The sequence below is a fragment of the Janthinobacterium sp. TND4EL3 genome, assembly GCF_900156175.1.
Lineage (GTDB): Bacteria > Pseudomonadota > Gammaproteobacteria > Burkholderiales > Burkholderiaceae_D > Janthinobacterium.
The window spans coordinates 97,693-123,779 of the sequence record NZ_FTMV01000004.1 but is presented as its reverse complement, the minus strand read 5'-3'; the positions used below and the strand labels follow the sequence as shown (position 1 = coordinate 123,779).

22 protein-coding genes are annotated in these 26,087 nt (G+C 64.5%); 12 read left to right on the top strand and 10 right to left on the bottom strand.

Annotation, left to right across the window (positions count from 1 at the left end; all coding sequences use genetic code 11):
- Positions 1 to 94: 94 nt before the first annotated feature.
- The 6 genes from BXA07_RS08720 to BXA07_RS08695 all read right to left on the bottom strand — a co-directional run bounded on the left by BXA07_RS08720 (position 95) and on the right by BXA07_RS08695 (position 5,608).
- A complete protein-coding gene (locus BXA07_RS08720; RefSeq protein WP_076567355.1) occupies positions 95 to 295 on the bottom strand; it encodes a YjfB family protein in 201 nt (66 codons plus the stop codon).
- 58 nt (positions 296 to 353) lie between these two features.
- Positions 354 to 878, bottom strand: coding sequence for a molybdopterin-guanine dinucleotide biosynthesis protein B (gene mobB / locus BXA07_RS08715; protein ID WP_076567353.1), 525 nt, complete (start codon positions 876 to 878; stop codon positions 354 to 356).
- 134 nt (positions 879 to 1,012) lie between these two features.
- Positions 1,013 to 2,557: an alkaline phosphatase family protein gene (locus BXA07_RS08710; protein WP_083708111.1), complete on the bottom strand. Its 1,545-nt coding sequence runs from the start codon at positions 2,555 to 2,557 to the stop codon at positions 1,013 to 1,015.
- A gap of 113 nt (positions 2,558 to 2,670) precedes the next feature.
- Positions 2,671 to 3,393: a general secretion pathway protein GspB gene (locus BXA07_RS08705; RefSeq protein ID WP_076567349.1), complete on the bottom strand. Its 723-nt coding sequence runs from the start codon at positions 3,391 to 3,393 to the stop codon at positions 2,671 to 2,673.
- Position 3,394: 1 nt separating this feature from the next.
- On the bottom strand, positions 3,395 to 5,032 hold the full coding sequence (locus BXA07_RS08700; protein ID WP_076567347.1) for an ExeA family protein: 1,638 nt from the start codon (positions 5,030 to 5,032) through the stop codon (positions 3,395 to 3,397).
- A 51-nt stretch (positions 5,033 to 5,083) separates the two neighbouring features.
- Positions 5,084 to 5,608: a hypothetical protein gene (locus BXA07_RS08695; RefSeq protein WP_076567345.1), complete on the bottom strand. Its 525-nt coding sequence runs from the start codon at positions 5,606 to 5,608 to the stop codon at positions 5,084 to 5,086.
- Between the two features lie 414 nt (positions 5,609 to 6,022).
- Between BXA07_RS08695 and BXA07_RS08690 the strand changes: the two genes are divergently transcribed.
- Positions 6,023 to 6,304 (top strand): hypothetical protein, encoded by a 282-nt coding sequence (locus BXA07_RS08690; RefSeq protein ID WP_139335499.1) that lies wholly within the window; start codon positions 6,023 to 6,025, stop codon positions 6,302 to 6,304.
- A gap of 51 nt (positions 6,305 to 6,355) precedes the next feature.
- Here the strand turns inward: BXA07_RS08690 and BXA07_RS08685 are convergent, their stop codons facing one another.
- Positions 6,356 to 6,643 carry a hypothetical protein gene (locus BXA07_RS08685; protein WP_076567341.1) on the bottom strand — a complete coding sequence of 96 codons (288 nt, stop codon included), beginning with the start codon at positions 6,641 to 6,643 and terminating at the stop codon, positions 6,356 to 6,358.
- Between the two features lie 347 nt (positions 6,644 to 6,990).
- On the opposite strand from BXA07_RS08685, the gene BXA07_RS08680 reads away from it, so the two are divergent.
- The 11 genes from BXA07_RS08680 to BXA07_RS08630 all read left to right on the top strand — a co-directional run bounded on the left by BXA07_RS08680 (position 6,991) and on the right by BXA07_RS08630 (position 19,107).
- On the top strand, positions 6,991 to 7,863 hold the full coding sequence (locus tag BXA07_RS08680) for a glucosamine kinase nucleotide-binding domain-containing protein (RefSeq protein WP_076567340.1): 873 nt from the start codon (positions 6,991 to 6,993) through the stop codon (positions 7,861 to 7,863).
- Positions 7,864 to 7,865: 2 nt separating this feature from the next.
- Positions 7,866 to 8,600, top strand: coding sequence for a GntR family transcriptional regulator (locus BXA07_RS08675; RefSeq protein WP_076567677.1), 735 nt, complete (start codon positions 7,866 to 7,868; stop codon positions 8,598 to 8,600).
- Complete coding sequence (nagA, locus tag BXA07_RS08670; protein ID WP_076567339.1) at positions 8,597 to 9,709, top strand: N-acetylglucosamine-6-phosphate deacetylase; 1,113 nt, start codon at positions 8,597 to 8,599, stop codon at positions 9,707 to 9,709. Before BXA07_RS08675 ends, nagA begins: the two co-directional genes overlap by 4 nt.
- The gene (locus tag BXA07_RS08665) at positions 9,699 to 10,712 is read left to right on the top strand and encodes an SIS domain-containing protein (RefSeq protein ID WP_076567337.1); all 1,014 of its coding nucleotides are present in this window, start codon (positions 9,699 to 9,701) and stop codon (positions 10,710 to 10,712) included. Before nagA ends, BXA07_RS08665 begins: the two co-directional genes overlap by 11 nt.
- A 143-nt stretch (positions 10,713 to 10,855) precedes the next feature.
- On the top strand, positions 10,856 to 12,115 hold the full coding sequence (locus BXA07_RS08660) for an ABC transporter substrate-binding protein (protein WP_076567335.1): 1,260 nt from the start codon (positions 10,856 to 10,858) through the stop codon (positions 12,113 to 12,115).
- 7 nt (positions 12,116 to 12,122) lie between these two features.
- Positions 12,123 to 12,992: a carbohydrate ABC transporter permease gene (locus BXA07_RS08655; RefSeq protein ID WP_076567334.1), complete on the top strand. Its 870-nt coding sequence runs from the start codon at positions 12,123 to 12,125 to the stop codon at positions 12,990 to 12,992.
- 13 nt (positions 12,993 to 13,005) lie between these two features.
- The gene (locus BXA07_RS08650) at positions 13,006 to 13,842 is read left to right on the top strand and encodes a carbohydrate ABC transporter permease (RefSeq protein ID WP_076567332.1); all 837 of its coding nucleotides are present in this window, start codon (positions 13,006 to 13,008) and stop codon (positions 13,840 to 13,842) included.
- A gap of 26 nt (positions 13,843 to 13,868) precedes the next feature.
- Positions 13,869 to 15,191 carry an MFS transporter gene (locus BXA07_RS08645; protein ID WP_076567331.1) on the top strand — a complete coding sequence of 441 codons (1,323 nt, stop codon included), beginning with the start codon at positions 13,869 to 13,871 and terminating at the stop codon, positions 15,189 to 15,191.
- A 14-nt stretch (positions 15,192 to 15,205) separates the two neighbouring features.
- Positions 15,206 to 16,351: an ABC transporter ATP-binding protein gene (ugpC, locus tag BXA07_RS08640; RefSeq protein WP_076567329.1), complete on the top strand. Its 1,146-nt coding sequence runs from the start codon at positions 15,206 to 15,208 to the stop codon at positions 16,349 to 16,351.
- Between the two features lie 161 nt (positions 16,352 to 16,512).
- Positions 16,513 to 17,829 (top strand): tetratricopeptide repeat protein, encoded by a 1,317-nt coding sequence (locus tag BXA07_RS08635; RefSeq protein WP_076567328.1) that lies wholly within the window; start codon positions 16,513 to 16,515, stop codon positions 17,827 to 17,829.
- A gap of 81 nt (positions 17,830 to 17,910) precedes the next feature.
- Entirely contained in the window at positions 17,911 to 19,107 is a 1,197-nt protein-coding gene (locus tag BXA07_RS08630) for a DUF5009 domain-containing protein (protein WP_083708110.1), read from the top strand.
- Here the strand turns inward: BXA07_RS08630 and BXA07_RS08625 are convergent.
- From BXA07_RS08625 to BXA07_RS08615, 3 genes are all read right to left on the bottom strand, one after another.
- Positions 19,104 to 20,225: an acyltransferase family protein gene (locus tag BXA07_RS08625; RefSeq protein WP_076567325.1), complete on the bottom strand. Its 1,122-nt coding sequence runs from the start codon at positions 20,223 to 20,225 to the stop codon at positions 19,104 to 19,106. The two genes, BXA07_RS08630 and BXA07_RS08625, sit on opposite strands and share 4 nt — an antisense overlap.
- Before the next feature lie 111 nt (positions 20,226 to 20,336).
- Positions 20,337 to 23,036, bottom strand: coding sequence for a TonB-dependent receptor (locus tag BXA07_RS08620; protein WP_076567323.1), 2,700 nt, complete (start codon positions 23,034 to 23,036; stop codon positions 20,337 to 20,339).
- A 204-nt stretch (positions 23,037 to 23,240) separates the two neighbouring features.
- Complete coding sequence (locus BXA07_RS08615; protein ID WP_076567322.1) at positions 23,241 to 25,922, bottom strand: TonB-dependent receptor; 2,682 nt, start codon at positions 25,920 to 25,922, stop codon at positions 23,241 to 23,243.
- Positions 25,923 to 26,087: the final 165 nt, after the last annotated feature.

The window sequence follows — 26,087 nt, the reverse complement described above, 5'->3', positions numbered from 1 at the left end:
ATGGCCAATCTCAAAAAAACAAAAGCCCACTCGCCACCGTTGGCAACGGTGGTGTGGGCATGACAGGCGCCGCGAAGGCGCCGCGCGACGACGCTCAGGCCGTCGTGTTGATGGTGTTGCCGAGGTGAGCCGGCAGGTTCGGCGCCGACTGTACCGGAGGCAGGGCTTGCAGCAAGGCAGTGGCGGTCGAACTTTGAATATCCTGGGCTTTTTTCAGGACAGTCAAACCGACGGCTTGCCGCGTACCTGTCTCCGCCATCGTGGTTGACAGTTGAGCAATGCTTGCGACGTCCATACGTTTCTCCAATGAGGTTCTACCTGTATTAACGGATGGCGGCGGCAAACCTTTAGGCTTATTTTTCCAGCCTGTGCAGCAGCCATGCGAGCACCCGTTCGCGGTCGTTCAGGTCCAGCCACTGCACGCCGGCGCGCAGGTCGGCCGGCGCCGGGCTGTCGGACGCCACGGCGATCACGTGCGGGTCATGCGGATACAGGGGCGCCTGCCCCACTTCCGGCCGGAATACTTCCAGCTTCGGGATGGGGTCCGTCTTGAAGCCTTCGACCAGGGTCAGGTCGGCCGGCCCCATGCGGGCCAATTGCTGCGCCAGGCTTGGTTCGGGCGCGCCGCGCAGCTCATGCACGATGGCATAGCGGTACGGCGACGCCACCAGCACCTCGGCCGCGCCAGCCAGGCGCAGGCGGGCGCTGTCCTTTTGCGGCGGTTCCAGCGCCAGGTCGTGATGACTGTGCTTGACCAGGTTGACGCGCAAGCCGCGCGCCGCCATTTCCTTCACCACAAATTCCAGCAGGGTCGTCTTGCCGCTGCCGGAACGGCCGATCACGCCGAGTACGGGGTGGGCGGGCATCGCATCGTGCATGCTTACTCCTTGATTGAGAAGGAGTAATTATACGCAGCCCCACCCGCGCCACCGCGCGGCGCCCGCGCCGGACATCGCCCAGGTCAATCGCAGCGGCAATTTATGCAGGCCATCATGCCTGCACTCCACATGGCTCAGCCGCCGCCATCCATCGTGCCCTTCGCCCTGCCGCCATTCGCAGGCGCCGTTTTGCCGCGCTGCCCTGCCGCCTTGCCGCCCTCCGGCGCGCCGGCATCGCCCGCCTGCCGCCGGCGCCTGCCGCCCCCATGGGGCGCCGTCTTGCCATTGGCCGCCAGCGCGTTGCGGGCCGTGCGCGCCAGTTGCCGATGCGCGGCGATGGCGCCGGCCTCCGCATCGGACAGGGCCGGGACGGCCGCGCCAGGAGCCGCGGGCGCAGCCATCAGACCATGCGCGGCGGGCGCGGCGGCCTGCGCCGGCCGGGCAAAATCCTGCGCCCGCACATCCGCCTCCCATGCGGCCCGCTGCTGCAGTACGGCGGACGGCACGGCGGGCGCGGCGCGGGCCTGCTGCAGCGTCAGCACCTCGCCCAAGCCGCTGGCGGCCGCCACGCGCGCGCCCATGTCGGGCAGGCTGCCGTCGGCGGCGCGGCAAAAGCGCTGCAGGATGGTCTTGATGATGGACGTATGGTCGTACACCCGGTGGCTGACACTGCCCGCCGCGATCAGCGGCGACACGAGCAGCATGGGCACGCGCACGCCGTACTGGCGGAACGCGGGATCGTCGTCGATGGCGGCGGGCGGCGGCACATGGTCGAAAAAGCCGCCGTGCTCGTCATAGCTAATGACGAGCAGGGTGCGCGCCCAGGCGGGGCCGCGCGACAGGGCCTGGTAGACCTGGGCCACCAGCGCCTGGCCGGCGCGGATGTCGGCCGGCGGATGGTCGTCGTTTTCAAAGAAATGCGGATCGATCCAGCTGACCGGCGGCAGGGCACCGGCCAGCGCATCGCCGATGAAGCCGTAGCGGCGGGCGCTGGAACCGAAGGGTTCGTAGCACTCGGACGAGCGGTAATGGTCGTCCGTCAGGGCCAGGCTCCAGGGTTTCCAGGCGGAATAAAACTTCCAGCCGACCTGGGCGCGGTCCAGGTGGCGCACGAAGGATTTGTTCGCATACAGGGGCACGCGCTTGCTGTCGCGGCTGCCGGCCGCCTTGCCGCTGATCGCATACAGGCGGTTCGGCCAGGTCGCGCCCGGCACGGAGCTGTAGCAGCGGTCGCAGACGCAAAACTGCTGCGCCAGGAAATCGTACATGGGCAGGTCGGCCCCGTTGTAATAGCCCATCACGAGATCGATGTCGGGGTCGCCCGGATGCGTTTGCGCATAGTCGTCGACGAAGCCGCCATTGTTGTTTTGCAATTGCTGCGCCACCGACGCGCCCGTATGCGAAGGGTCCTGGTCCGCACCGAAGGCCGTGCGCCGCAGGTGGTGCACGGGATAGGCCACGCCCGCATGCACGTTGGCAAAAGACGCTTGCAAGCCGTCGATGTCGGGACGCCCGCCTTCGAGGCTCAGGTAGCCGAGCATGTGGTCGAACGAGCGGTTTTCCATCATCAGCACGACGATATGGTCGACCTGCGCCAGATTAGCCAGGGCACGGGCGTCGGCACCGGCGGCGGCAGTAGTGGAGGCAGCAGTAGCGGAGGCAGCAGTGGCGGCAGGCATGGATACTCCCCGGCCGCGCGCACGGGCGCGGCGACTCTGGTTCGACCGCCCCCTACAGGCAGAGTTCACCCAAGGGTAGCGGCCCTTGATCTACCGCAAGGATCACCTTGCCATCAATACGGGACGCGATAGCGGTAGCCCTTGAAACTGAAAATGGCCGCCTTCGGCAGCAATTTCTCCAGCACGAGGCCGGGCGCCAGTTCCTCGCCCTCGTGGCGCAAGACCTTGTCGATCAGCAATAAACGGTCGGCCGGATTCTTCGAATAGATGTAGCCGCCGATGGCGATGGGCGGAATCTGCCGCTGTATCGGCTCGGGCAGGTCGCGCATGCCGGGCACGGCCTCCTCGGCCGCCGGCGCTGGCGGCGCGACCGGGACCGGGACCGGAGCGGGAACGGCCTGGCCTGGCGTCTCCGCCTGCGGTTCCGCCACGGGCCTGGCGTGGTGCACGGGTGCGGCGGTGGCGGCCGGCGGCACGGACGGGGCCGGCATAGGCGGCGCCGGGACGGCGACCGGCAAGGGTGCGGGGGCGGGCATCGCGGCGGCGGCCGGCGCGGGCACCGCGTCAGACGGGGGCCGCGGCGCCGGCACGGCCTGGGCCAGCATGGCGGGAGCGGCCGCAGGCGCAGCCGCGCCCGCCTGCCACGGCTGCCACAGCAGCAGCGCGGCCGCCACGGCGGCGCCCACGCCGCCCAGCGCCAGCCAGACGGGTCCGCGCCGCGCGCCATGGGCCGCCGCGCCAGCCTGCAGCTGTACCTGCGGTGCGTGGATCGAGGGCAATTCGCCGAGCTGGCGCTCGGCCTGCGATTTTTTCAGTGCTTCCAGTATGTAGGACATCTTATTTCCCCGCCACCATCGCCGTCGCTGCAGGCGCAGCCACGGCAGGAGCTGCACCGGACAGGCGCGGCTCCGTATTGTCGCCCAGTTGCATCAGGCGCATGAACGTTTTCGGTCCCGCCAGGCCGTCGGCCTTCAGGTTCTGGCTCTGCTGGAAAGTGCGCAGCAAGCGTTGCATTTCGGCATCGAGCGGCAGATTCGCCTGCGGCGCGGGCACGCCGTGCAACTGCGCCAGGCGCTGCGCCAGCCAGTCCACGTCCGGGCCGCGGGCGCCCAACGGCACTTCGTCGCGCCAGTTGCGCGGCGCGCGCCAGTAGGTGGTGAAACTGCCGTCGCTGCGCTGCGCCAGTTGCGCCAGCGGCAGGCGCTGCACCTGGCCATCGATGGCCAGCGTGGCCGTGTCGCCCTGCACCTGCGTCAGCAAGGCCAGCTGTTGCGCCCCCTGCGCATCACGCAAGGCCAGCATGGCGGGCCGGTCCAGCACGCGCAATTCGGCCACGCCGCCCCGGCTGTGCAGGCAGCGCAGGCCTTCCCTGGCGGCCAGCTGGCAGGCGTCGCCATCGGCCAGGCGTTCGCCCCACAGGGCGGCCAGCTGGCGCAGCATGGCATTGCGGTCCGGCGCGGCGGCCGCGGCAGGAGCAGCGGCGGCAGCGACGGCAGGAGCAGCGGCGGCAGCGGGCGCGGCGGCAGGCGCCTGCGCCACGGGCGCCACGGCGGGCGCAGGCGGCCTGAAATGCCAGGCCAGCGCGGCCGTGACCAGGGCGCCGGCCAGCACGCCGCCGGCCACGTGCGGCCAGCGCAAGCCGGGCGCGCGCGCCCTGCCCCCCTCCTCGGCAAAGACTTCGTCGGCCGCGCGGCGCAGGATCGGGCGCGTCACCTGCGGCTGGTTTTCCACGTAGGCGCCCAGCAAGGCGCGGTCGCACAGCAGGTTGATGCGGCGCGGCACGCCGTGGCTCAGCGCATGGATCTGCGCCATCAGGCGCGCAGGGAACGGCGTTTGCGCCGTGCTGCCGGCCACGGCCAGGCGGTGGTGGATGTAGCTGGCCGTCTCGTCGGCCGTCAGCGACCCCAGGTGATAGCGGGCGATCACGCGCTGCGCCAGCTGCTCCAGTTCGGGCCGGGCCAGCATGGCGCGCAATTCCGGCTGGCCGATGAGGATGATCTGCAGCAGCTTGCGCTCGCTCGTTTCCAGGTTGGTCAGCAGGCGCAGCTGTTCCAGCACGGCGGCGGACAGGTTTTGCGCTTCATCAATGATCAGCACATTGTTCTTGCCCTGCGCATGGCTGGCCAGCAGGTGCGCATTGATGGCGTCGACATAGCCTTTCACGCTGGCAACATCTGGCGCCACGGCGATGCGGAACTCCTCGCAGATCGACAGCAGCAATTCCTCGACGGACAGTTTCGGATTGAAAATGTAGGCAAGCTGGCAATTGTCCGGGATCTGCTCCATGAAGCAGCGGCACACGGTGGTCTTGCCGGCGCCGATTTCCCCCGTCAGCAGCACGAAACCGCCGCCGCTGCCCACGCCGTACAGCAAATGCGCGAGCGCCTCACGGTGGCGCTCGCTCATGAACAGGTAGCGGGGATCGGGAGCGATCGAAAACGGTGATTGCTTGAGCTGGAAATAATGCGTGTACATGGAAACCCTGCGGATGAAGCGATCAAAATGCGCGGCGGCAGGCCGCTGCCCTCACCGGGTGCGGGCGGGCGGCAACGGCTTGTATTTGGCGCAATACACTTTTGCCTTGCTGCGGAAGTACACGATTTTACTGCCAGGTTCGGAAGCACGGACGGGAAATGCGGAATTGTCGAGCTTATTGAAACGCAAACCCGAGGCGCTACGGATGGCCGGCTCCAGCTTTTCCGGCGTCGAGTCCGCCACCACGCCCATGAAGACGAGAGCACTGGTGTCGTCGCTGACGATCACGTCGGTAATGGGCGCGCCCCACAGGGTCGCTTCCGTGCGGAACCAGTAGGCGCCGCCCTCATGCTTGTAGGCCGGACCGAAAGCCGTCAGCAGGTAGGCATAGAAGGCCTTGTTGTCGATATGGTCGAGGCACAGCACGGCATTGCCCACCACTTGCCCGAACGTGCTCGGCGCGGGCTTGGCCTGCGCCAGCACGCCGGACACGGGCGTACCGAAGGCCAGCACGGCGCACGCCGCCAGCACGGCCGGCGCACCCCACGGGCGCGTCCATGAACGTCGCACGCGCATGATCAGCGCTTGCGCTCTTCTTTCTTGACCTTCTTGGCTTCCTTCTTTTCCTTCATGGTCTTGGCCGGTTCTTTCTTGGCTTCTTTCTTGCTGTCCTGTGCCTTGCTCATCATCTACTCCATGCCTGGGCGAAAGTGCCTGGGCCATTATGACACCGCCCCATGAAAATGCCACGTCATTTCCCCCATGCAATAGAGTGCGCCGGCCAGCACCATCAGCGCATGCGCTTATGCGCAAAAAGACATTTGCATTTTCACTTTATTATGTTTTAATACACGAACTTTATAAAAAGATATTATTTCCGTGCAGTATGACCGCACCGGAAGCAAGCATACACACTGGGGACAGGACATGGACCGGCATACGGCGTAACCATGTGCAATCGACTTACTAGCCTCGGCGGAAATAGACTATATGATGAGAAAGATGATCTTGCTGGGCGCGGCCCTATCGTTATGGGCCGCTGGCAACACGCATGCGGCAGCCGCGCCGCCGCCGATTCAGCTGGCCGCCTACCAGGCGGCGCCGGCCACCGTGGCCATGCGCCAGGCCGGTTTCCAGCCGCCCGACGCCGCTCCGCGCGCGCGCGCGCCGTATGAACCGAGCGCGCAGTCGCTGCTGCTGGTCGCCATCGTGCTGCTGGGCCTGCGCATGCGCGCCAGCGCTACTACCAGCAGCGAAAAATTCAGTACCTGACGTGAAAACGGCCGCGCAATGCGGCCGCTCCAGTCACACATCAGCGCCCGCTCAGTGCAGGCACAGGCGGCGGCGCGTCTTCTCGATCAGCGCCGTATCGTAGGGATACAGGTTCTCGATGAAGAACAATTCCGTTTCCGCCTCGTCTTCCAGGCACATCTCGATCATGACCGGTCCATCGCTTTCGCGTCCCAGGAAATCCTTAGGCCAGCGGTTCTTGCGGTGCGTGCGCATCATTTCCATGCCCAGCGCGGCCAGCGGCGCCGACACACCGGCGGCCAGCGCCTCTTGCTGCCAGTCGTCCCAGTACGCGCTCTTTGCTGCCTTGTCGTTCATCATGCTCTTCCAACTCAGGTGTAAAAGGCGGACTTTACTCTTCATGGCGTCCCTTGCCAAGCATGTATGCAAGCAATACCGCGCGGCCAGCAACAGACCAGTTGGAAAAAATTGGCATTGAACAAGGCCAATTTCAATACCATTCACCATCAACAAAAACTCCTTTATTAACAACAACTTGCGATATCCACCTCGGGCATGGCGCGACACCGCGCAACGCATTTGTTAATACCACTTAAATACCTGTTGACAAGCCATCGAGGCGACAATATAGTGCCTTCAGCTTTTTCGCCGCCCGACAAATAAAAAACCGAGACAGGCGCATCCAACCATAAGCGGGACTGCACAACATGATCGAATACATAATCGGCGTCGACGGCGGGGGCAGCGGCACCCGCGTACGCCTGGCGCGCCTCGATGGCGAGGAACTGGGGCAGGGACAAAGCGGCCCTTCCGGCCTGGGACTGGGCATCGAGCGGGCCTGGACGTCCGTCGCCCATGCCGTCACCCTGGCTTTCCGCACGGCCGGCCTGGAACAGCCGCCCCTGCAACGCATGGCCATCGGCCTGGGCCTGGCCGGCGTGCACAACAAGCAGTGGGCCGCCAGCTTCACCGAACATAATCCCGGCTATGCCTGCGTGGCGCTCGAATCCGATGCCCTGACCACCCTGCTCGGCGCGCACGCGGGCCAGCCGGGCGTCATCGTTGCCATCGGCACGGGCAGCGTGGGCGAAGTGCTGCACGCGGACGGCAGCCGCCACGAAGTGGGCGGCTGGGGCTTTCCCTCCGGCGACGAAGCGGGCGGCGCCTGGATCGGCATGCGCGCCATCAACCACGCGCAGCAGGTGGCCGATGGCCGCGTGCCCGGCAGCGCCTTCGCCACGGCCGTCATCGACGCCTGCGGCGGCCAGCGCGACGCCATGCAGGTGTGGCTGGCGGCAGCCAGCCAGACGACGTTCGCGCAACTGGCGCGGCTGGTGCTCGAACATGCGGCCACCAACGCCGTGGCGCGCGCCATCCTGACCGACGCGGGCCAGCAGATCGCCCTCATCGCCAGGGCGCTGGACCCGGCCGGCACCCTGCCCGTGGCCCTATGCGGCGGGCTGGCGGCGCCCTTGTCGAGCTACCTGCCGGCCGCACTGCTGCAACTGGTCGTGCCGGCACAGGGCGACTCGGCCGCAGGCGGCCTGCGCCTGATCAGCAAGCACTTGCGGGAGCAATGACCATGCTGACCAAACTGTCTGCCTTCAAACCGAATCCCGCCAGCGACACGCCGCTCTACATGCAGCTGGCAAACATGCTGTCGGACGGCATCGCCAGCGGCGACTGGCGCGCCAACCAGGCCTTGCCCTCGGAGCGCGTGCTGTCCGACATCCTGGAAATCTCGCGCGTGACGGCGCGCAAGGCCATCGACATGCTGTGCGACCGGGGCATGCTGACGCGCAAGCGCGGCTCGGGCACCTATATCACGCCCAAGCTGGAACAGCCGCTGTCGCGCCTGACGAGCTTTTCCGAGGAACTGCGCCAGCGGGGCTTCACGGCCGGCTCGCGCTGGCTGCAGCGCGACATCGGCTCGGCCGCGCCGCTGGAACTGCTGTCGCTGGGATTGTCGCCGCACATGCCGGTGGCGCGCCTGCGCCGCCTGCGCACGGCCGACGAAGTGGTGATGGCGATCGAGACGACCACCATCCCCGCGCTGTACATGCCGGACCCGCAGCAGGTCACCGATTCGCTGTACGGCTACCTGGAGTCGCGCGGCACCATCCCGATGCGCGCGCTGCAGCATATCCGCGCCGTCAACGCCACGGCGGAACAGGCCAAGCTGGCCAATATCAAGACGGGTGAAGCCATGCTGCATATCACCCGTGTCAGTTATCTCGACAACGGCGCAGCGGTGGAACTGACCCACTCGTATTGCCGCAGTGATTATTATGAATTCGTAGCGGAGTCGCGCAGATGAGCAGCACTATCAAAGGCAATATTCTTACCCCGGGCGGCTGGATCCACGGCGCCATCGCCTTCGGCGAGCGCGTCGACAGCATCACGGGCGATTCCCTCCACCCGTCGAACAACAGCGACGACTATATCTTGCCCGGCTTCATCGACCTGCACGTGCATGGCGGCGCCGGCAAGGACATCATGGAAGGCGGCGAAGCCGTCTACACCATCGCGGCCATCCACGCGCGCCACGGCACCACCAGCCTCTTGGCCACCACCATGACGGCGCCGCCGGAAGACATCGACATGGCCTTGACGGCCATCGGCATCGCCGCCAACAACCGCCGCCCGAACACGGCGCGCGTGCTGGGCGCCCACCTGGAAGGCCCGTACATCAATTCCGGCAAGCTCGGCGCGCAGCCGAACTACGCACGCGCCGCCACGCTGGCTGAAATCGAGCGCCTGCAAACGCTGGCCAAGCTGCGCGTCATCACCGTGGCGCCGGAAATCGCCGGCCACCTGGACCTGGTGCGCGCGCTGGCCGACGCCGGCGTGCGCGTGCAGATCGGCCACACGCTGGGCTCCTATGAGGACGGCGTGGCCGCGCTGGAACACGGCGCCATGGGCTTCACGCACCTGTTCAACGCCATGAGCGGCCTGCATCACCGCGAGCCGGGCATGGTCGGCGCCGCGCTGGCGCACGCCGAATACGCCGAACTGATTCCCGACCTGCTGCACGTGCATCCGGGCGCCATCAAGGTGGCCCTGCGCGCCATCCCGCGCCTGTACTGCGTCACCGATTCGACGGCCGCCACCGGCATGCCGGACGGCGAATACATGCTGGGCCGCCACGCCGTGCAGAAATGCATGGGCGGCGTGCGCCTGCCCGACGGCACGCTGGCGGGCAGCACCCTGACCCTGGACCAGGCGCTGCGCAACCTGGTGGGACTGGGACTGGACCTGGCCGACGCGTCCAAGCGCGTGTCGACCAACGCCGCCGATTACCTGGGCCTGGAAGAACGCGGCCGGCTGGCCCCCGGCACTTACGCCGATCTGGTGGTACTCGATCGCGATCTCAAACTCAAAGCTGTGTATATAGAAGGAGAAATCTGTGACCTCAATGATGCTTAAAGAAGCCGTTTCCGCCGCTGAATGCGTCGCCCTGCAACTGGCCAGCGACACGGAACGCTACGCGGAACTGGGCCGCAAATTGAGGAGCACCTCGTTCTCCACGGCGCTGACCATCGCGCGCGGCAGCTCCGACCACGCCTGCAACTACGTCGCCTACCTGATCATGGCGCGCCTGGGCCGCGTCGTGGCATCCTTGCCGATGTCGCTGGTGACCCTGAACAAGTCGCCGCTGGTGACGCGCGACACGCTGGCCATCTCGATTTCGCAATCGGGCCAGAGCCCGGACGTGGTCGAGCCGATCCGCTACTTCCGCGACGGCGGCGCCACCACCGTGGCCCTCGTCAACGACATCGAATCGCCGCTGGCGCACGCCGCCGAGTGGGCCATGCCCCTGCGCGCAGGCAAGGAGCAAAGCGTCGCCGCCACGAAAAGCTTCATCACCAGCCTGGTCGCCGGCGCGCGCATGGTGGCCCAGTGGCAGAACGATCCCGAGCTGCTGGGAGGCCTGGAAGCGCTGCCCGAGGCGCTGCTCGAAGCGACCCGCGTCGACTGGTCGCCCGCCATCGACGTGCTGGCGCCGGCGCGCAACATCATGGTCGTGGGACGCGGCATCAGCTTCCCCGTGGCGCTGGAGTCGGCCCTGAAATTCAAGGAAACCTCGGCTTTGCAGGCGGAAGCCTTCAGCGGCGCCGAAATCAAGCACGGCCCCATGGCCCTGATCGAAGACGGCTACCCGCTGCTGATTTTCGCCACGCGCGGCCCGACCCAGGCCGGCCTGCTGCAACTGGCAACCGAGATGCGCGGGCGCGGCGCCAAGGTCTTGCTGGCGGCCCCCGCCGACGTGGCCGAGCGCGACCTGACCCTGCCCGTGGCGGCCACGCCGGACCTCGATCCGATCGTTGCCATCCAGTCCTTCTACGTGATGGCGGCCAAACTGTCGGCCGCGCGCGGCATGGACCCGGATGCGCCGCGCCACCTGAGCAAGGTCACCAAGACCAACTAAGCAGTATTTAAGCAGTAGACGGCAGCGGCGCCCCCGGCACGGAGCGCGGCTGCCGCCGGCAATACCCGACTATAAGCGACGGCAAGGGCATGTACCCGCGCCGCGGACTCATGGACATTGGAGCCTTGCGCTCCAGGATAAAAATGACGATCAAGAGACTGTTGGCAGTGTTTGCCTGCGCGGGCCTGCTCGCGCCGCAGGCATGGGCTGTCGAGAAAATCGAATTCTGGACCTTCAGCATGAAGCCCAAGTTCACGCCGTATTTCAATGCGGTGGTGGCGCGCTATGAGGCGCAGAATCCCGACGTCAAAATCGAATGGATCGACTTCCCGTGGGACGTCATCCAGACCAAGCTGGTCACGCGCATCGTGGCCGGCACGCCGCCCGCCCTGGTCAGCCTGAACGTGCCTTGGGCCGATGAATATGCGCGCGACGGCTTGCTCACGCCCGTCGACAGCCTGCTGGGCGAGGCGCGCGCCAGCTACCTGCCCAGCGCCCTGGACGACCTGCGCTTCAAGGGCCGCACCTACGGTTTTCCCATGTACAGCAATGTCGCGGTAATCGCCTTCAATACCGACATCTTCAAACAGGCGGGCCTCGCGCGCGGCCCCGCCAGCCTCGATGAACAGCTGGCGTTCGCGCGCCAGATCGCGCAACGCACTGGCAAGGCCGGCATCGCCCCGGCCCTGTCGAAAATCGATGGCCTGTTCATGCAGCAGGGCCTGGCCGTCATCACGGACAACCGCGCCGTCTTCAATTCGCCGCGGCACGTGGCGCTGGTACAAAAGCTGGCCGACACCTACAAGGCGGGCGGCCTGTTGAAGGAAAGCCTGTTCGCCGAGGATAATTTCCCGGCCGTCATCGACGCCTACAAGGGCGGGCGCCTGGGCATGCTGCTCGCGCCGCCCACGGCCATGCAGCGCATCCGCAGCGATGCGAAGGATATCTACGCCATCACCGACGTGGCGCCGGCGCCATTGGGCCCGACGGGCATCGCCGACGGCGGCTGGCTCGTGCACTTCGCCATTCCGAAAGGCGTGCCGGCGCAGCTGCTGCCATCGGTGGGCAAGTTCGCGCGCTACCTGACGAACGACGCCAACCAGCTGGACTTCGCGCGCCAGGCCAGCGTCTTCCCCACCACCGTGAAGGCGGCCGCCGATCCATTCTTCCTGGCCACGCCGAAGAACGCGGGCGCGGCTGAAAAAGCGGTGGCTGCCGGCGCCCTGTCGATGGGCCACTCGCGCACCCTGTACGTGGCCGGCATCGACGACTACGACGAATTGCGCCGCTCGCTGGTGAAAGCCGTCGAGGCGGGCGTGACGGGCAAGCAGGACGTGAAGCAGGCGCTGGACCAGGCCGTCGCCATCTGGAACCGCAAGCTGGCCACCCTGCCGCGCCACTGAGGACACCATGAAACTCGCCCACCGCCACACCGTGCAAGCCTGGCTGTTCCTCGCCCCCGCCCTGCTGCTGCTGGCCGCCTTTTCGTTCTGGCCCGTCGGCTACGGCTCCGTGCTGGCCTTCACCGACTACAGCCTGATACGCGAGACGCGCTTCGTCGGCCTCGACAACTTCCGCTACATCTTCAATAACGAGATGTTCGTCTCGGGCCTGAAGAATTCGCTGATGTTTTTGCTGATGGTGCCCTTCGTGCAGGTGGGCGCCATCACCCTCGCCGTGCTGGTGAACAACCGCCTGCCCGGCATCCGTTTGTTCCGCGCCGCCTTCTACGTGCCCGTGGTGACCACCGTGTCCGTCGTCGGCATCATGTGGGGCTTCATGTTCCACGAACAGGGCGCGCTGAACTACGTGATGATGACGTTAAAGCTCGTGAACGCGCCCGTGGGCTGGCTGTCGGACGACAGCCTGGCCCTGTTCGCCGTCATGTTCGTCACCCTGTGGCGCGGCCTGGGCTGGTACATGGTGATGTACCTGGCGGCGCTGCAATCGATTCCGTCGGACATGCAGGAAGCGGCCATGCTCGACGGCGCCAGCCGCTGGCAGCGCTTCTGGAAGATCACCGTGCCCATGCTGCGCCCGACCATCATGCTGTGCTCCATCCTGTCCGTGCTGGCGGCCCTGAAGGCGTACCAGGAAGTCGACGTGCTGACCCAGGGCGGCCCCATGAATTCCACCTTCACGGCGCTGTACTACGCCTACGACCAGGGCTTGAAACACCTGAAGCTGCCGCGCGCGCTGGCGGCCAGCTTCGTCGTGTCCCTATTCTGCATCGGTATCGCCCTGCTGTGCCTGCGCTACCTCAAACCCAAGCACCGCTGAGCGGGACAAGACCATGCAAAAACGTTCCCGCCCCCTGAAAACCCGCCTGCACATACTGGGCCACTATGCCGTGCTGTGCGCGATCGCCGTCGTCTGCGTCTTCCCGTTCTGGTGGACGCTGGTGACGGCCGTCTCCACGGAAGGCAATATCTTCGCCTTCCCGCCCACCTTCTGGCCCAAGGCGCCGTCGTTCGACAACTTCATCGAAGTGTTCAATGCGATTCCCATCTGGTCGTTCTTCAAGAACTCGGTGCTGATCGCCGTGTTCACCGTCTTCTGGAAACTGCTGCTGTGCTCACTGGCCGCGTATCCGCTGGCGCGCCTGAAATTCCGCGGCCGCAAGCTCGTGTTCGGCCTGATCCTGGCCACCCTGGTGCTGCCGTCGGAAGTCAATTTCCTCGTCAACTTCATCACCATCACGCAAATGAGCCTGGTCGACACCTACACGGGCGTGATCCTGCCCAACGTGGTGACGGCCGTGGCCATCTTGCTGCTCAAGCAGGCGTTCGAGGAAGTGCCGCAAGACCTGATCGACGCGGCGCGGGTCGATGGCGCGTCCGAGTGGATCATCTTCAGCCGCATCATGCTGCCGCTGATTACGCCATGGCTGGCCACCGTCGGCATCCTGACGGCCGTCGAATCGTGGAATGAATACATCTGGCCGTCCATCGTCATGAGCAAGCCCGATGAATTCCCGCTGTCGGTGGGCGTGCTGTATTTGCGCGGCACCTTCGGCAGCAGCACGCGCGTGATCGCCGCCGGCACATTGATCACCATCGTGCCGACCCTGCTCGCCTTCCTGTTTACCCAACGCTTCTTCATGCGCGGCATGGATGGTGCAGTCAAATGAAAACGTCTCTCGATAAGGAAGCCTCCATGCACGACAAGCGCAGCAACATCAGCAAACGCAGCCCGATCACCTGGGTGCCCACCCTGTACTTCGCCCAGGGCTTGCCGTTCTACGCCGTGGCCCTGGTGGCCGGCCTGATGTTCAAGAGCATGGGCGTGCCGAACGACCAGATCGCCCGCTGGACGGGACTGATCGGCTTTGCCTGGGTCTTCAAGTCGCTGTGGAGCCCCTTCCTGGAACTGGCGTCGAGCAAGAAGACCATGGTGGTGCTGTTCCAGTTCGCCGGCGGCCTGAGCCTGGGCCTGATCGCGCTGGCCCTGCAGACGCCGCTGTGGTTCGCCGCCTGCATCGCCGTGCTGTTCGTCGCCGCGCTGGCCTCGTCCACGCACGACATCGTCTGCGACGGCCTGTATATCGCCAGCCTGTCGGACAAGCAGCAGGCCGCCTACGCGGGCTGGCAAGGCGCCTTCTTCAACGCGGGCAAGTTCATCTCGCTGGGCGGCCTGGTGATCTTGGCCGGCTACCTGGAGAAAAAAATCGGCATCCAGCCCGCCTGGTCGGTGATCTTCCTGATCATCGGCGCCATGATGCTGTCGCTGGCCGCCTACCACCTGTGGGCGCTGCCGCAGGTGCGCAACGCGGCCGTGGCCGACAAGAGCGTGGCCGGCATCAGCCGCACCCTGTGGGACGTGCTGGTGGACTTCCTGAAAAAGCCCGGCATCTGGGGCATGATCGCCTTCATCATCCTGTTCCGCGCGGGCGAGGCGCAGGTGCAGACCATCGGCCCGCTGTTCCTGCGCGAAGCGCGCGAACTGGGCGGCCTGGGCCTGTCGACGACGGAAGTGGGCGCCGTGTACGGCACGGCCGGCACCGTCGCCTTCCTGCTGGGCAGCGTAGGCGGCGGCTACTTCACGTCGTGGCTGGGCCTGAAACGCGCCATGGTCTTCCTGATCCTGGCCATGAACTTGCCGAACCTGGTGTTCTACTACCTGAGCCACAGCATGCCCACCGACCTGACCCTGATCACGGCCGCGCTCAGCGTGGAGATGTTCGGCTATGGCTTCGGCTTCGTCGGCCTGATCCTGTTCATGATGCAGGTGGTCTCCGTGGGCAAGTACCAGACGGCCCACTATGCGTTCGCCACCGGCGTGATGCAGCTGGGATTCGTGCTGTTCAAGATGATCAGCGGCGACATCCAGACGGCGCTCGGCTACAAGACCTTTTTCCTGTGGGTGCTGGTGTCGGCCCTGCCCGTGCTGATCCTGTCGCGCTTCATGCGCATCGGCCCGAAGGACGCATCCGACCCATCTGACGCCGGCGCCGCCTCCACGCCGGCCAGCGCAAGCTAGGAATCACACAGTCCATGGCACATATCGTTTTAAAGAATATCGTCAAGCTGTACGACGACAAGCACCCGGTCATCCACGGCATCGACCTCGATATCCGCGACGGCGAATTCGTCGTCTTCGTGGGACCGTCCGGTTGCGGTAAATCAACCCTGCTGCGCATGATCGCCGGCCTGGAAGACATCACGGGCGGCGAGCTGCATATCGGCGGCAAGCTGGCCAACGACATCGCCCCGGCCGAACGGGGCCTGGCCATGGTGTTCCAGAGCTACGCCCTGTATCCGCACATGACGGTGTTTGAAAACATGGCTTTTGCCCTGACCCTGGCCGGGCATAAGAAAGCCGAGGTGCGCGCCGCCGTCGAGCGCGCGGCCGACATCCTGCAGATCGCGCCTTTGCTCCAGCGCAAACCCAAGGACCTGTCGGGCGGCCAGCGCCAGCGCGTGGCCATCGGCCGCGCCATCGTGCGCAAGCCCCAGGTCTTCCTGTTCGACGAGCCGCTGTCGAACCTGGACGCCTCGCTGCGCGTGCAGATGCGCGTGGAAATCTCGCGCCTGCACCAGGAACTCAAGACCACCATGATCTACGTCACGCACGACCAGGTCGAGGCCATGACCCTGGGCGAGCGCATCGTCGTCTTCAACGGCGGGCGCATCGAGCAGGTGGGCAGCCCCCACGAGCTGTACAACCATCCCGGCAACCTGTTCGTGGCCGGCTTCCTCGGTGCGCCGAAGATGAACTTCATCGCTTGCGACGCCGTCGCCTGCGGCCCCGGCACGGTGGCCGTGCGCCTGCCCGGCGGCGCCGTGATCGAGGTCGAGGCCGGCGGCGAGCGCGTGGCGCCCGGCGACCGCCTGACCCTGGGCGTGCGCGCCGAGCATGTCGGCCTGCACGAGGGCGGCAATACGGGCGGCCAGGCGGGGGACAACGTCGTCGATGCGGCCGTCAGCCACGTCGAATACCTGGGCGACGTGGCCATCGTCTACGCCAGCATGCCGGGCGTGGCCGAGATGCTGGCCGTCAAGCTGCCGGCCCAGGAAGCCTTGCGCCAGCCGGGCGCGCCCATGCGCCTGTACCTGCCGCCGCGGCACTGCCTGCTGTTCGATGTGTCGGGGCAAGCCCTGCCGCGCACCGTTGCCGCACCGGCCCAGCCGTTTATGTGACAATAGCCGCTATTTACCATGCTGCCTCTCTTTGACTTATGCAGGCAGAATGGCAGAATGTGTGTTTTTTTTGAGCTTCCTTGCCCTCTGGCAACGCTGCGGCACGACGCTGCGGCAGCCATTGCCGGTGTGTATTTTTGTTATTGATTGAAGGATTGACAATGTCCCAATTCCGCCTTGCCCGTCTTAGCCTGCTGCTGGCAGCCATCGGCCTGAACGTCCTGCCAGCCCTGTCGCACGCACAGGATGCCAAGCCGGCCGCCGCTGCCGGCGCGCCTGCTCCCGCACCAGCCGATACGGTGCGCCCTGAAGTGTTCAAGCTGGTCGATCCGGATGCCGTGAAGGCCTCGATGGATGCGAAAAACTACGCCGACGTGCAAAGCCGCATCGACCAGGCTGCCGCCATCCCCGCCCTGACGCCCTACGAACTGTTCGTGCTGAACCGCCTGCGCGTGGCGCTGGCGTCGACCACCAACAATGCGCCGATGGCCATGACGGCGCTCGAAGCGGTGATCGAGTCGGGCAAACTGGACAAGAAAGCGCAAGGCGATTTCATCCAGGCGCTGGCCAACTACCACTACAACGCCAAGGACTATCCGGGCGCCATCAAGTGGTTCACCCGCTACCAGACGGAAACAGGCGATGTCACCGGCGTGCGCCAGTACATCATCCGTGCCTACTACTTCAGCAATGATTTTGCGCGCGCGAAACAGGAACTGATGTCCGACCTGGCGGCCAAGCAGCAGGCAGGCAAGACGCCAACGATCGAAGAACTGCAATTGCTGGCCAATACAGGCGCGAAGAGCAAGGATCCGGCCACCTACCTGATCGCCATGGAAAACCTGGTGCGCTACTACCCGTCGGATGACTACTGGACCGACTTGCTGAGCCGCGCGCAAGGCAAGGCCGGCTATTCCGACCGCTTCGCGCTCGACGTGCTGCGCCTGCAATTCAAGGCCGTCGACACCATGCCGCCACAGGACTACAGCGACATGGCCGAAATCGCACTGCAGAATGCTTTCCCGACGGAAGCGAAAAAAGTGCTCGACGCCGGCTTTGCCAAGGGCGCGCTGGGTACGGGCGCCAATGCCGCCAAGCACAAGAAACTGCGCGACCAGGCCAACAAGGCTGCCGCCGACGACGTGAAAAACATCGCCAGCGGTGAAGCGTCGGCCATGAAGAGCAAGGACGGCACGGGCTTGATCAACCTCGGCTACGCCTTCGTGACGATGGACCAGTTCGACAAAGGTATCGACCTGATCCAGAAAGGCATCGCCAAGGGCGGCCTGAAGCGTCCTGAAGATGCCAAGCTGCGCCTCGGCTATTCCTATGCCATGGCTGGCAAGAAAGATGAAGCCATCAAGGTGCTGGAAACCGTCAAGGGCGGCGACGGCGTGGGCGACCTGGCCCGCTACTGGATCTTCTGGCTGAACCGTCCTGCCACGGCAGCGGCGGCGCCGGCGGCAGCGGCCAAGTAATACTTGCCAGCAAGCATCCTTGCCAGAGCGGTTCCCGGTGTATGCCGGGGCCGCTTTTTTTTCGACCTGTCTATTCCCGCCATGCCGCCAGCCACCGCAGCCGCCGCTCCTGAACGATTGACCAGCCTGGACGCCTTTCGCGGCTGCGTGATCATCGCCATGATCTGGGTCAACTACCTGGCCGGCATGCCCGGCATCGCCTGGTGGCTCGAACATGCGGGGCCCCGCGCCGACGGCGTCACCGTGCCCGACCTCGTCTTTCCCGGTTTCCTGTTCATGGTCGGCATGGCCATTCCGCTGGCCATGCAGCGCCATTGCGGCCACGTCACGCCGGCCCTGCTGGGACGCCTGCTGTGGCGCTCCGCCAGCCTGATGCTGGCCGGCGTCGTGCTGGCGAATGCCTACCGCTACGATGCGCAGGCGGCGCTGCTGCCGCGCGCCCCGTATTTCCTGCTGTTTTACGTGGCCATGCTCCTGCTGTGGCGCCAGGATGCAGGCCAGCGGGAACGGGCCCTGGGCGGCGCACTGATGCTGTTCCTGCTGGCAACTTTTCGTGGGGAAGTGAACGGCGAGTTTTCCAGCACCTGGCTGCAGCCGTCGTGGTGGGGCATCCTTGGCATGATAGGCTGGGCCTACCTGCTGTGCAGCCTGCTCTACCTGGTGTGCCGGGGGAGCGGCATGGCCCTGATGGGCGTGTTTTCCCTGCTGATTGCGCTGTACATGGGCGGCACGGCGGGCAGCCTGGATTTTTTACCGGACAGCATCCACCGTTTCGTGAACGTGCCGCAGGTGCTCGGTTCCACGGCCGCGAATGTGCTGGCCGGCACCCTGGTGGGCCAGCTGTTCCTGCGTAGCGCCGCCCTGAGCCATGGGCAGCGCATCCGTTTCATGGCCTGGTTCGCACTGGGCCTGCTGGCGGCCGGCCTGCTGCTGCGGCCGTATCACCACATTAACAAGATCGCGGCGACGGAATCGTACACGCTCGTGTGCAGCGCCCTCATCCTGGCGCTGTTCCTCGTGTTCTACGTCGTCATCGACGTGTGGCGCTGGCGCGCCTGGGCCGTGGTGCTGTTGCCTGCCGGCACCAATGCCCTGTTCGCCTACATCGTGCCCGACCTGTGGCAGCAGCTGGCGGCCGTGCTGCACCTGCCGCCCTTCTGGTGGCCGTATCTGGCAACGGGCGGCGCGGCCGGCCTGTGGAATGCCGCCGCCGTCACCGCCCTGATGCTGTTCTTCACTGCCCTGGCCACGCGGCATGGGCTGAAATTGAAATTTTAGACCTTGATGTAGATCTTGCGCCTGTCCATGGCGTAGGCGATCAGCCAGCACAGCAGCATGAAGCTGACGGCAAACAGCAGCGAACCCACGCGCGCCGGCGCCCAGCCCGTAAACCCCTGCTGGTACAGCCACTGGTACAGGTTGACGCCGCCGATGCGCACGGTAAACGCGATGATCACCAGTACTTCCGACACCAGGTAGATGAACAGGGTATTCTTGCCGAAGACTTCAAAGAAGTAGGTCCAGCCCGTCATTTGACGCACGTCAATGACGAACATCAGCAGCGCCAGCAGCAGCAAATCGAGGCCGATGCCCAGCATCACGTAGGAACTGGTCCACAACTTCTTGTTGATCGGAAACACCTCGTTCCAGCACAGGGCCACGGCCACGCAGATGACGCCCGCTACTGCCAGCTGATACAGCGCGGAACGCAGCCGCGCCGGCGCTGCCTGGCGCACAAAGCTGCCCGCCAGGTAGCCGGCAATCACATTGACGATGGACGGCAAGGTGCCGAGCACGCCCTCCGGGTCGAAGGCGATGCCTTCGCCATGGTACAAATGGCTGTCGCCCAGCAGGAACAGGTCGAGCTTGGCCGGCGCATTGCCATGCAGGCTGTAGTCGCCGAAGCATGCCAGGATGGCCCAATAGCCGAGCAAGGCGCAGGCGCTGAAGACGAGGGCGCCGCGCGTCTTCCCGTAATGGAGGATCAGGGCGGCAGCCAGGTAGCACACGGCGATGCGCTGCAGCACGCCGGGGATGCGCGTGTGCGACAGCGGCGACCAGGCGAACTGGCCCGCGTCGTCGATCTTGAAGAAGGGGAACCAGTACAGCAAAAAGCCCAGCAGAAAGATCAGGGCGCTGCGCCGGCACAGCCTGGCCAGCACGGCGCCATGGCCCAGGTGTTCATACTTGCCCAGCGCAAAGGCCAGCGCATTGCCGACGACAAACAGAAAGCTGGGAAACACCAGGTCCGTGACGGTAAATCCATGCCATTCGGCATGCAGGAAAGGCGCATACACGCTGCCCCAGTCGCCCGGGGTATTGACGACGATCATCAGGGCGACGGTCAGGCCGCGCAGGACGTCGAGGGCGAGGTAGCGTTGAGGTGCAATAGTCATGGTCAAACAATTCCAAATAAAAAAGCAGGCCCGCCGCTTGTGGCGGAAAGCCTGAAAAATGACGACGCCTGACAAAACCATCGTGCAGCAGGTGTGGTCAGGCCTTATCCACTACAGTTTGGCGCGCAGGCCAAAGTAAAATTGTCGGCCATTCGAATACAGGGCCGTGGGCTGGTCCTGGTTGGCGCCGTAATACTTGAGCACGGGATTATTCAGGTTCAGCACGTCGAAAGTCAGCGAATAGCGCTCGTCGATCTTGTAGTTGAGCGAGGCTGCCAGGTTGCCCACGCCATGCACATACTGGGGCGAGCTGCTGAACAGGCCGGCCAGGAAGCTGGAGCGGTAGGTGTACGCCAGGCGCGCGCTCAGGCGCTCGTCCTCGTAATAGCCTTCCAGGTTGTAGGTGCCGCGCGAGCTGCCCACCACGGCCGCGCCATCGTCGGCCTTGCCATTCGTATAGGTGTAATTGCCCACCACGCCGAAACCGCCCCACAAGCCCTGCTGGTAGCTCAGTTCCACGCCCTTGTTCGTCGCGCCGATATTCGTCGGCGACTGGATCACATAGGTGTTGAATTTCTTGAAGGTATTATTGTAATAGGTCACGGGCGCCGTACCAAAGGTCACGTACGATTTCATGTCCATGAAAAACGCCCCCACGGACAGCATGGCTTTCGGTGCGAAATACCATTCCAGGGTGGCGTCGTAGTTGGTCGAGCGTATCGGTTTCAGGTCCGGATTGCCGCCCGTACCGGTCAGCAGCTGGTCGTTCAGGTTGACGGCGCCCACCAGCGCGCTGTAGTCGGCGCGCGCCATGGTCTTCGCCACAGCCGCGCGGGCCACCAGGTCCTTGCTCAGGTCAAACTTGATATTCGCGCTGGGCAGCACGTCCGTGTAGCTGTGCTTGACGACGGTGGGCGTATAGGTGCCGAAGATGTTTTCCTGGCCGATCGGATTTTCGCCGCCCGGCACGTTCGTCACCGTCGTCTGCTGCGTGCGCACGACGCGCACGCCCACGTTGCCGCGCCACTTGTTGCCCGACAGATTGGCCATGAGGTAGGCGGCGCTGTCCTTTTCCTTCACGTCCAGCTCGGCCGGCCAGTTGCGCGAGTTCGGCCCGCCCGAATTGTCGTATTTATTCGCCCACGCCACCAGGTCGGCCGGATCGAGCTGCCAGTAGCGGCCCTGCGCATTGCCGCCCAGCCCCTTGCCGTAGTCGCCCGGATAGGTGCCGCCATTCCACTTCGGCAAGGGCGCATTCGTCGTGCCGTCGCACACGGCGCAGCTGCGGTTTTCCGGCCACGACACATTGCGGTGGTGTTCCGCATAGCGGGCGCCGAACTTCAGCGATTCCAGCACGCCATAATCCATGCTCAGTTCACCATCGGCCTGGCCGTATTTTTCCGTGTCCAGGGTTTCCACGTGGGAACCCCAGGCCGATGCCGTCACCACGTTGGTAAATTTGGAAATATCGAGGCCCGGGAAATTCAGCCTGGCCGGCGACAGGCCGTTCAGCTGGTAGGACACGCCCACACCGGTCAAGCCCGCCTCATAGCCGAGGTCGACGGGTGTTTCGCCGATGCCGCGCGTGTAGCCGAGGCTGCCCGTGATGCGCAGGCGCTCGCTGGCGCGGTAGCTGCCGTTGACATCGACATACGCGGTCGACGAGTTCGAGCCGGGGCGGTAGATCTGGTCCACCAGGGCCGGATACAGCTGGCCGTTATAGGGCGTGGTGGCATTGGCGGCAGGAAACTGCGACGCGGGAAAATCGGCCGCCACCAGGGTATTGTTCTTGACGGTAAACGCGCTGGGAATCACGCCCACATGCTTGCCGTCATTGTCGACGGCATTCAGGTTGGCGCCGGGCTGGTTATAAAAGCTGCGGTTGTAATTGGCCGCGTCCAGTTTCGAATAAAAACCGTTGACATCCAGCATCAAATCAGGGGTCGGCTTGAATTGCAGGTCGAGGCTGCCGCCCTGGCGCTTGCGCACCTGTTCGAACAAGGCCGAGTTGATGCCCAGCGGCGCCAGCACGCCGGCCAGTTGCGGATGCTTTTGCGCGGCCGGGCTGTTGGCGTCGATGGCGCCATAGCCGAAGAATTCCTGGCCGTCGCGGCGTTCGTGGCGTTTTTCCGAAAACACCTGGAACAGCACGCCCATGGTCTTCGCCTCGTTCTTCCAGTTGAACAGGGCATTCATTTGCGGGTCCGTCTTGCCCGGCAAGTCCGCATAGATGGCCTGCACGGCCAGCTCGGCCGTGAACGGCTGCTTGAAACTGAGCGGTTTGCGCGTCTCGATATTGATGGAGCCGGCCACGCCGCCTTCCACCAGGTCGGCCTGTGCGCTTTTTTGCACGGTGACGCGGCTGACGATTTCCGACGGCAGCAAGGCAAAGCTGACGCTGCGCCCCACTGTGCCGACCTGGTCCGTGACGAACCAGTCGCCCGTGCCGACAGCGTGGCCGTTGATCAGCGTTTGCGTCAGGCTGGGGCTGGTGCCGCGGATGCTGACCCGGTCATTTTCCGAAAAGCCGCCCTCGCCGCCGGCCGACGAGGAAATGTTGACGCCAGGCACGCGCTGCACGGCATCGGCCACGTTCTTGTCGGGCAGCTTGCCGATGTCTTCCGCGCTGACGACGTCGATCACGGAATCGCTGTTGCGCTTCTGGCTCAGCGACTGTTCCAGCGAGGCGCGGATGCCGGTGACGACGACTTCCTGCATGGGAGCCTGCTGCGCCTGGGCCGCCATATTGATGGACAACAAGGCGACAGCGGCGGCGATGGGGTGTAATACGGGATGCAAACGACTGTTCATAGACTCCTCGTTATGGATGCCCGCCGCGGTGGCGGGACGGTTTTATGGATGAGTACAGACGGCAAACGGCGGGGTGCAGCAGAAAGGGACAAAGACCGGCGGGAGCGCCGAAAAAAAAGGCAAGCCCCCTGGAACAGGAACTTGCCTTGAAAAGACCGAGGAAGACCCGGCCAGACGCGTGCGCATCAGGCCGGATCGTCTTGCTTACAGTTTGGCGCGCAGGCCGAGGTAGAAGGTACGGCCATTGCTATAGAACGCGCGCGGCTGATCGCGGTTTTCAGCGTACATCTTGATGGTGGTGTTCGTCAGGTTAAGCGCATCGAACGTGACCGTGAAGTGTTCGTTGATCTTGTAGTTGAGCGAACCGGCCAGGCCGCCCGCGCCTTCGACGTGCTGGCTGGCGCCACGGTCCACGCCCGCCTTGTACGACGAACGGTAGTTGTAGGCCAGGCGTGCACTGAGGGCGTTGGCTTCGTAGAAGGCCGTCAGGTTGTACGTGCTGCGCGATGCGTTGACCAGCTCGTCACCGTTGTCCAGCTTGCCATCAGCATAGGTGTAGTTGGCCAAAATGCCGAAGTCGCCGAACAGCGGTTGCTGATAGCTGAACTCAGCGCCCTTGTTCTTGCCGCTGGTATTGAATGGCGACGTGATCTGGTACACGGCGTTGGCATTGCGCTTGCTGTTGAAGTAGGTAGCGTTGACGGTACCGTTCGACACGACCGATTTCAGGTCCATGTAGAACAAGCCCACCGAGAAGGCCGACTTCGGCGCGAAATACCATTCGGCGCTGACTTCGGCGTTATCCGACTTCACCGGGTTCAGGTTGACGTTGCCGCCGCTGCCGCTCAATGCATCGTCGTTCAGCGATACCGAACCACCAAGCGCGCTGTAGTCGGGACGGGCGATGGTGCGGGCCACGGCGGCGCGCACGACCAGGTCGTTGCGCACATCGAACTTGATGTTGGCGCTAGGCAAGAAATCGTTGTAGCTGCGCTCATACAGATGCTGCGAGTATGGCCCCCAGTCGGAACCGGTGATCGGACCGCCGGCCTGGTTGACGAGGGTCGACTGCTTGGTGTGCACGGCGCGCAGGCCGAAGTTGCCGCTCCAGTTGTCGCCCGTCAGGTTGGCCATGGCGTAGACAGCCGAGGTTTTTTCCTGCAGCTTGAATTCGTCGGTCCAGTTGTGGCGACGCACGTAGTCGAACAGGCGGTTGCCGGGAGCCGCGCCCCAGGCGCCCAGTGCCGAACCGTCGTACTTGAAGTAGTTGCTCGACAGGTTGCCGCCCAGGTTGCTGGCGAAGTCGCTCGGGTACATCGTGCCGTTCCACACGGGACCGGGATTCGAGAAGCCCAGCGCGCCCGGACGGGTTTCAAACGGATGCTCGGCATCGCGCTTGTGGTCGGTCATGCGGGCGCCGAACTTCACGGAGTCCCATACGCCGGACGACAGGCGCAGCTCGGCATCGATCTGGGCATATTTTTCCTGGTCGACGGAACGCGATTCGCCGCCGCCGGCCCATGCCGTCGAGCCTGGCTTGGTGGTGGTGCCGCCCGGATAGGAAACACTGGCCGGGCTCATGCCGTTCAATTGATACACCATGCCGCCATCGACGTTGTTCTGGTAGTACACATCGTCGCGGTCGTAGCCGACGCCATGGGTCTTGCCCAGCTTGCCGGTCAGGGTCAGGTCCTTGGTGGCGCGGTATTTGAAGTTGAAATCGAGGTAGTACGATTCGCCGCCAGCATCAGGACGGTAGATATTGTCCACTTCGCCAGAGTTTTTTGCGAAGGTGGCGCCTGTCAGCGTGCCATTCTTGACCGTGTAGTTGGTCGGCACCTGACCGGTCGAGACACCTTTATCGTTGGTACTGTTCACCGAGTTGGCCGGTGCAGCCAGCCAGTTGGTGTTTTGATGCGGTGCCTTCAGTTGCGAATAGAAGCCATTCACGTCCAGGGTCAGGTCCTTGCTGGGCTTGAATTCGATGTCGAATGCGCCGCCTTCGCGGGTTTTCTTTTGCTCGAACAGGCTGGCGCCGATAAAGGTCGGCACTTTTACGCCTGCCAGTTCAGGATGGGCCAAGGCCGCATTGCTGGTAGCGGAGATCGGCGTGTAGCCGAGGATTTCCTGGCCATCGCGGCGCACGGTCGATTTCTGCGAGAAACCCTGCACCATGATACCGAGGGTATTCGTGTCATTCTTCCAGTTCACCAGGCCGGAGAACTGCGGGTCCGTCTTGCCGGCCAGGTCATTATGGAAAGCCTGGATCGAGCCTTCGGCCGTGATCTGGTTCTTGAATTCCAGCGGACGGCGGGTGATCACGTCGATCACGCCCGAGACACCGCCTTCAGGCAGGTCCGCCGTGGCGCTCTTGTGCACGACCACGGAGCTCACCAACTCCGATGGCAGCAGGGAGAAGCTGCTGCTGCGGCCGACGTTGCCGCCAAATTGATTCAAGACAAACCAGTCGCCCGTGCTGATGGCATGGCCGTTGAACAGGGTTTGCTGGAAGCTGGGGCTGGTGCCGCGCAGGCTGACGCGGTCGTTTTCGCCGAAGCCGCCTTCGCCACCGGCCGACGATTGGGTATTCACACCTGGCAGGCGCTGGATCGCGTCAGCCACGTTACGGTCAGGCATCTTGCCGATATCTTCAGCGGTCACCACTTCCACCACGGAATCCGCATTACGTTTTTGCTTCAGCGATTTTTCCAGCGATGCACGCACGCCCGTCACCGTGACGGTGGCCACATCTTCGGCGGGTGCTTCTTGCGCCTGCGCCGAAAAGGCCAGGCCGGCGACCATCACGGCAACGGCCGCAGCGATCGGCGTGCGGCTACGCGAACCGGATTTCACGACGGCAGCTGCAGGTGTCAAATTGCGTTTCATGTACTCCCCCTTGATTTAGGCTCCAGGATTGGAACCTTTTCATTTTTAACGTAGATCTTCTTTCCAGCCCGCCCACTGTCGCCGGCATGCTGCAGACCCTTCGGCACAACCACTTACAAAACCAATTCAACGCCAATATACTACTATCCAATACCAGAACACTAC

Bases quoted from the DNA above. Each gene is read 5' to 3' on its own strand.
- BXA07_RS08720 (WP_076567355.1), bottom strand. From the start codon at position 295: ATGGACGTCGCAAGCATTGCTCAACTGTCAACCACGATGGCGGAGACA.
- mobB (WP_076567353.1), bottom strand. From the start codon at position 878: ATGCACGATGCGATGCCCGCCCACCCCGTACTCGGCGTGATCGGCCGT.
- BXA07_RS08710 (WP_083708111.1), bottom strand. From the start codon at position 2,557: ATGCCTGCCGCCACTGCTGCCTCCGCTACTGCTGCCTCCACTACTGCC.
- BXA07_RS08705 (WP_076567349.1), bottom strand. From the start codon at position 3,393: ATGTCCTACATACTGGAAGCACTGAAAAAATCGCAGGCCGAGCGCCAG.
- BXA07_RS08700 (WP_076567347.1), bottom strand. From the start codon at position 5,032: ATGTACACGCATTATTTCCAGCTCAAGCAATCACCGTTTTCGATCGCT.
- BXA07_RS08695 (WP_076567345.1), bottom strand. From the start codon at position 5,608: ATGCGCGTGCGACGTTCATGGACGCGCCCGTGGGGTGCGCCGGCCGTG.
- BXA07_RS08690 (WP_139335499.1), top strand. From the start codon at position 6,023: ATGATGAGAAAGATGATCTTGCTGGGCGCGGCCCTATCGTTATGGGCC.
- BXA07_RS08685 (WP_076567341.1), bottom strand. From the start codon at position 6,643: ATGATGAACGACAAGGCAGCAAAGAGCGCGTACTGGGACGACTGGCAG.
- BXA07_RS08680 (WP_076567340.1), top strand. From the start codon at position 6,991: ATGATCGAATACATAATCGGCGTCGACGGCGGGGGCAGCGGCACCCGC.
- BXA07_RS08675 (WP_076567677.1), top strand. From the start codon at position 7,866: ATGCTGACCAAACTGTCTGCCTTCAAACCGAATCCCGCCAGCGACACG.
- nagA (WP_076567339.1), top strand. From the start codon at position 8,597: ATGAGCAGCACTATCAAAGGCAATATTCTTACCCCGGGCGGCTGGATC.
- BXA07_RS08665 (WP_076567337.1), top strand. From the start codon at position 9,699: ATGATGCTTAAAGAAGCCGTTTCCGCCGCTGAATGCGTCGCCCTGCAA.
- BXA07_RS08660 (WP_076567335.1), top strand. From the start codon at position 10,856: ATGACGATCAAGAGACTGTTGGCAGTGTTTGCCTGCGCGGGCCTGCTC.
- BXA07_RS08655 (WP_076567334.1), top strand. From the start codon at position 12,123: ATGAAACTCGCCCACCGCCACACCGTGCAAGCCTGGCTGTTCCTCGCC.
- BXA07_RS08650 (WP_076567332.1), top strand. From the start codon at position 13,006: ATGCAAAAACGTTCCCGCCCCCTGAAAACCCGCCTGCACATACTGGGC.
- BXA07_RS08645 (WP_076567331.1), top strand. From the start codon at position 13,869: ATGCACGACAAGCGCAGCAACATCAGCAAACGCAGCCCGATCACCTGG.
- ugpC (WP_076567329.1), top strand. From the start codon at position 15,206: ATGGCACATATCGTTTTAAAGAATATCGTCAAGCTGTACGACGACAAG.
- BXA07_RS08635 (WP_076567328.1), top strand. From the start codon at position 16,513: ATGTCCCAATTCCGCCTTGCCCGTCTTAGCCTGCTGCTGGCAGCCATC.
- BXA07_RS08630 (WP_083708110.1), top strand. From the start codon at position 17,911: ATGCCGCCAGCCACCGCAGCCGCCGCTCCTGAACGATTGACCAGCCTG.
- BXA07_RS08625 (WP_076567325.1), bottom strand. From the start codon at position 20,225: ATGACTATTGCACCTCAACGCTACCTCGCCCTCGACGTCCTGCGCGGC.
- BXA07_RS08620 (WP_076567323.1), bottom strand. From the start codon at position 23,036: ATGAACAGTCGTTTGCATCCCGTATTACACCCCATCGCCGCCGCTGTC.
- BXA07_RS08615 (WP_076567322.1), bottom strand. From the start codon at position 25,922: ATGAAACGCAATTTGACACCTGCAGCTGCCGTCGTGAAATCCGGTTCG.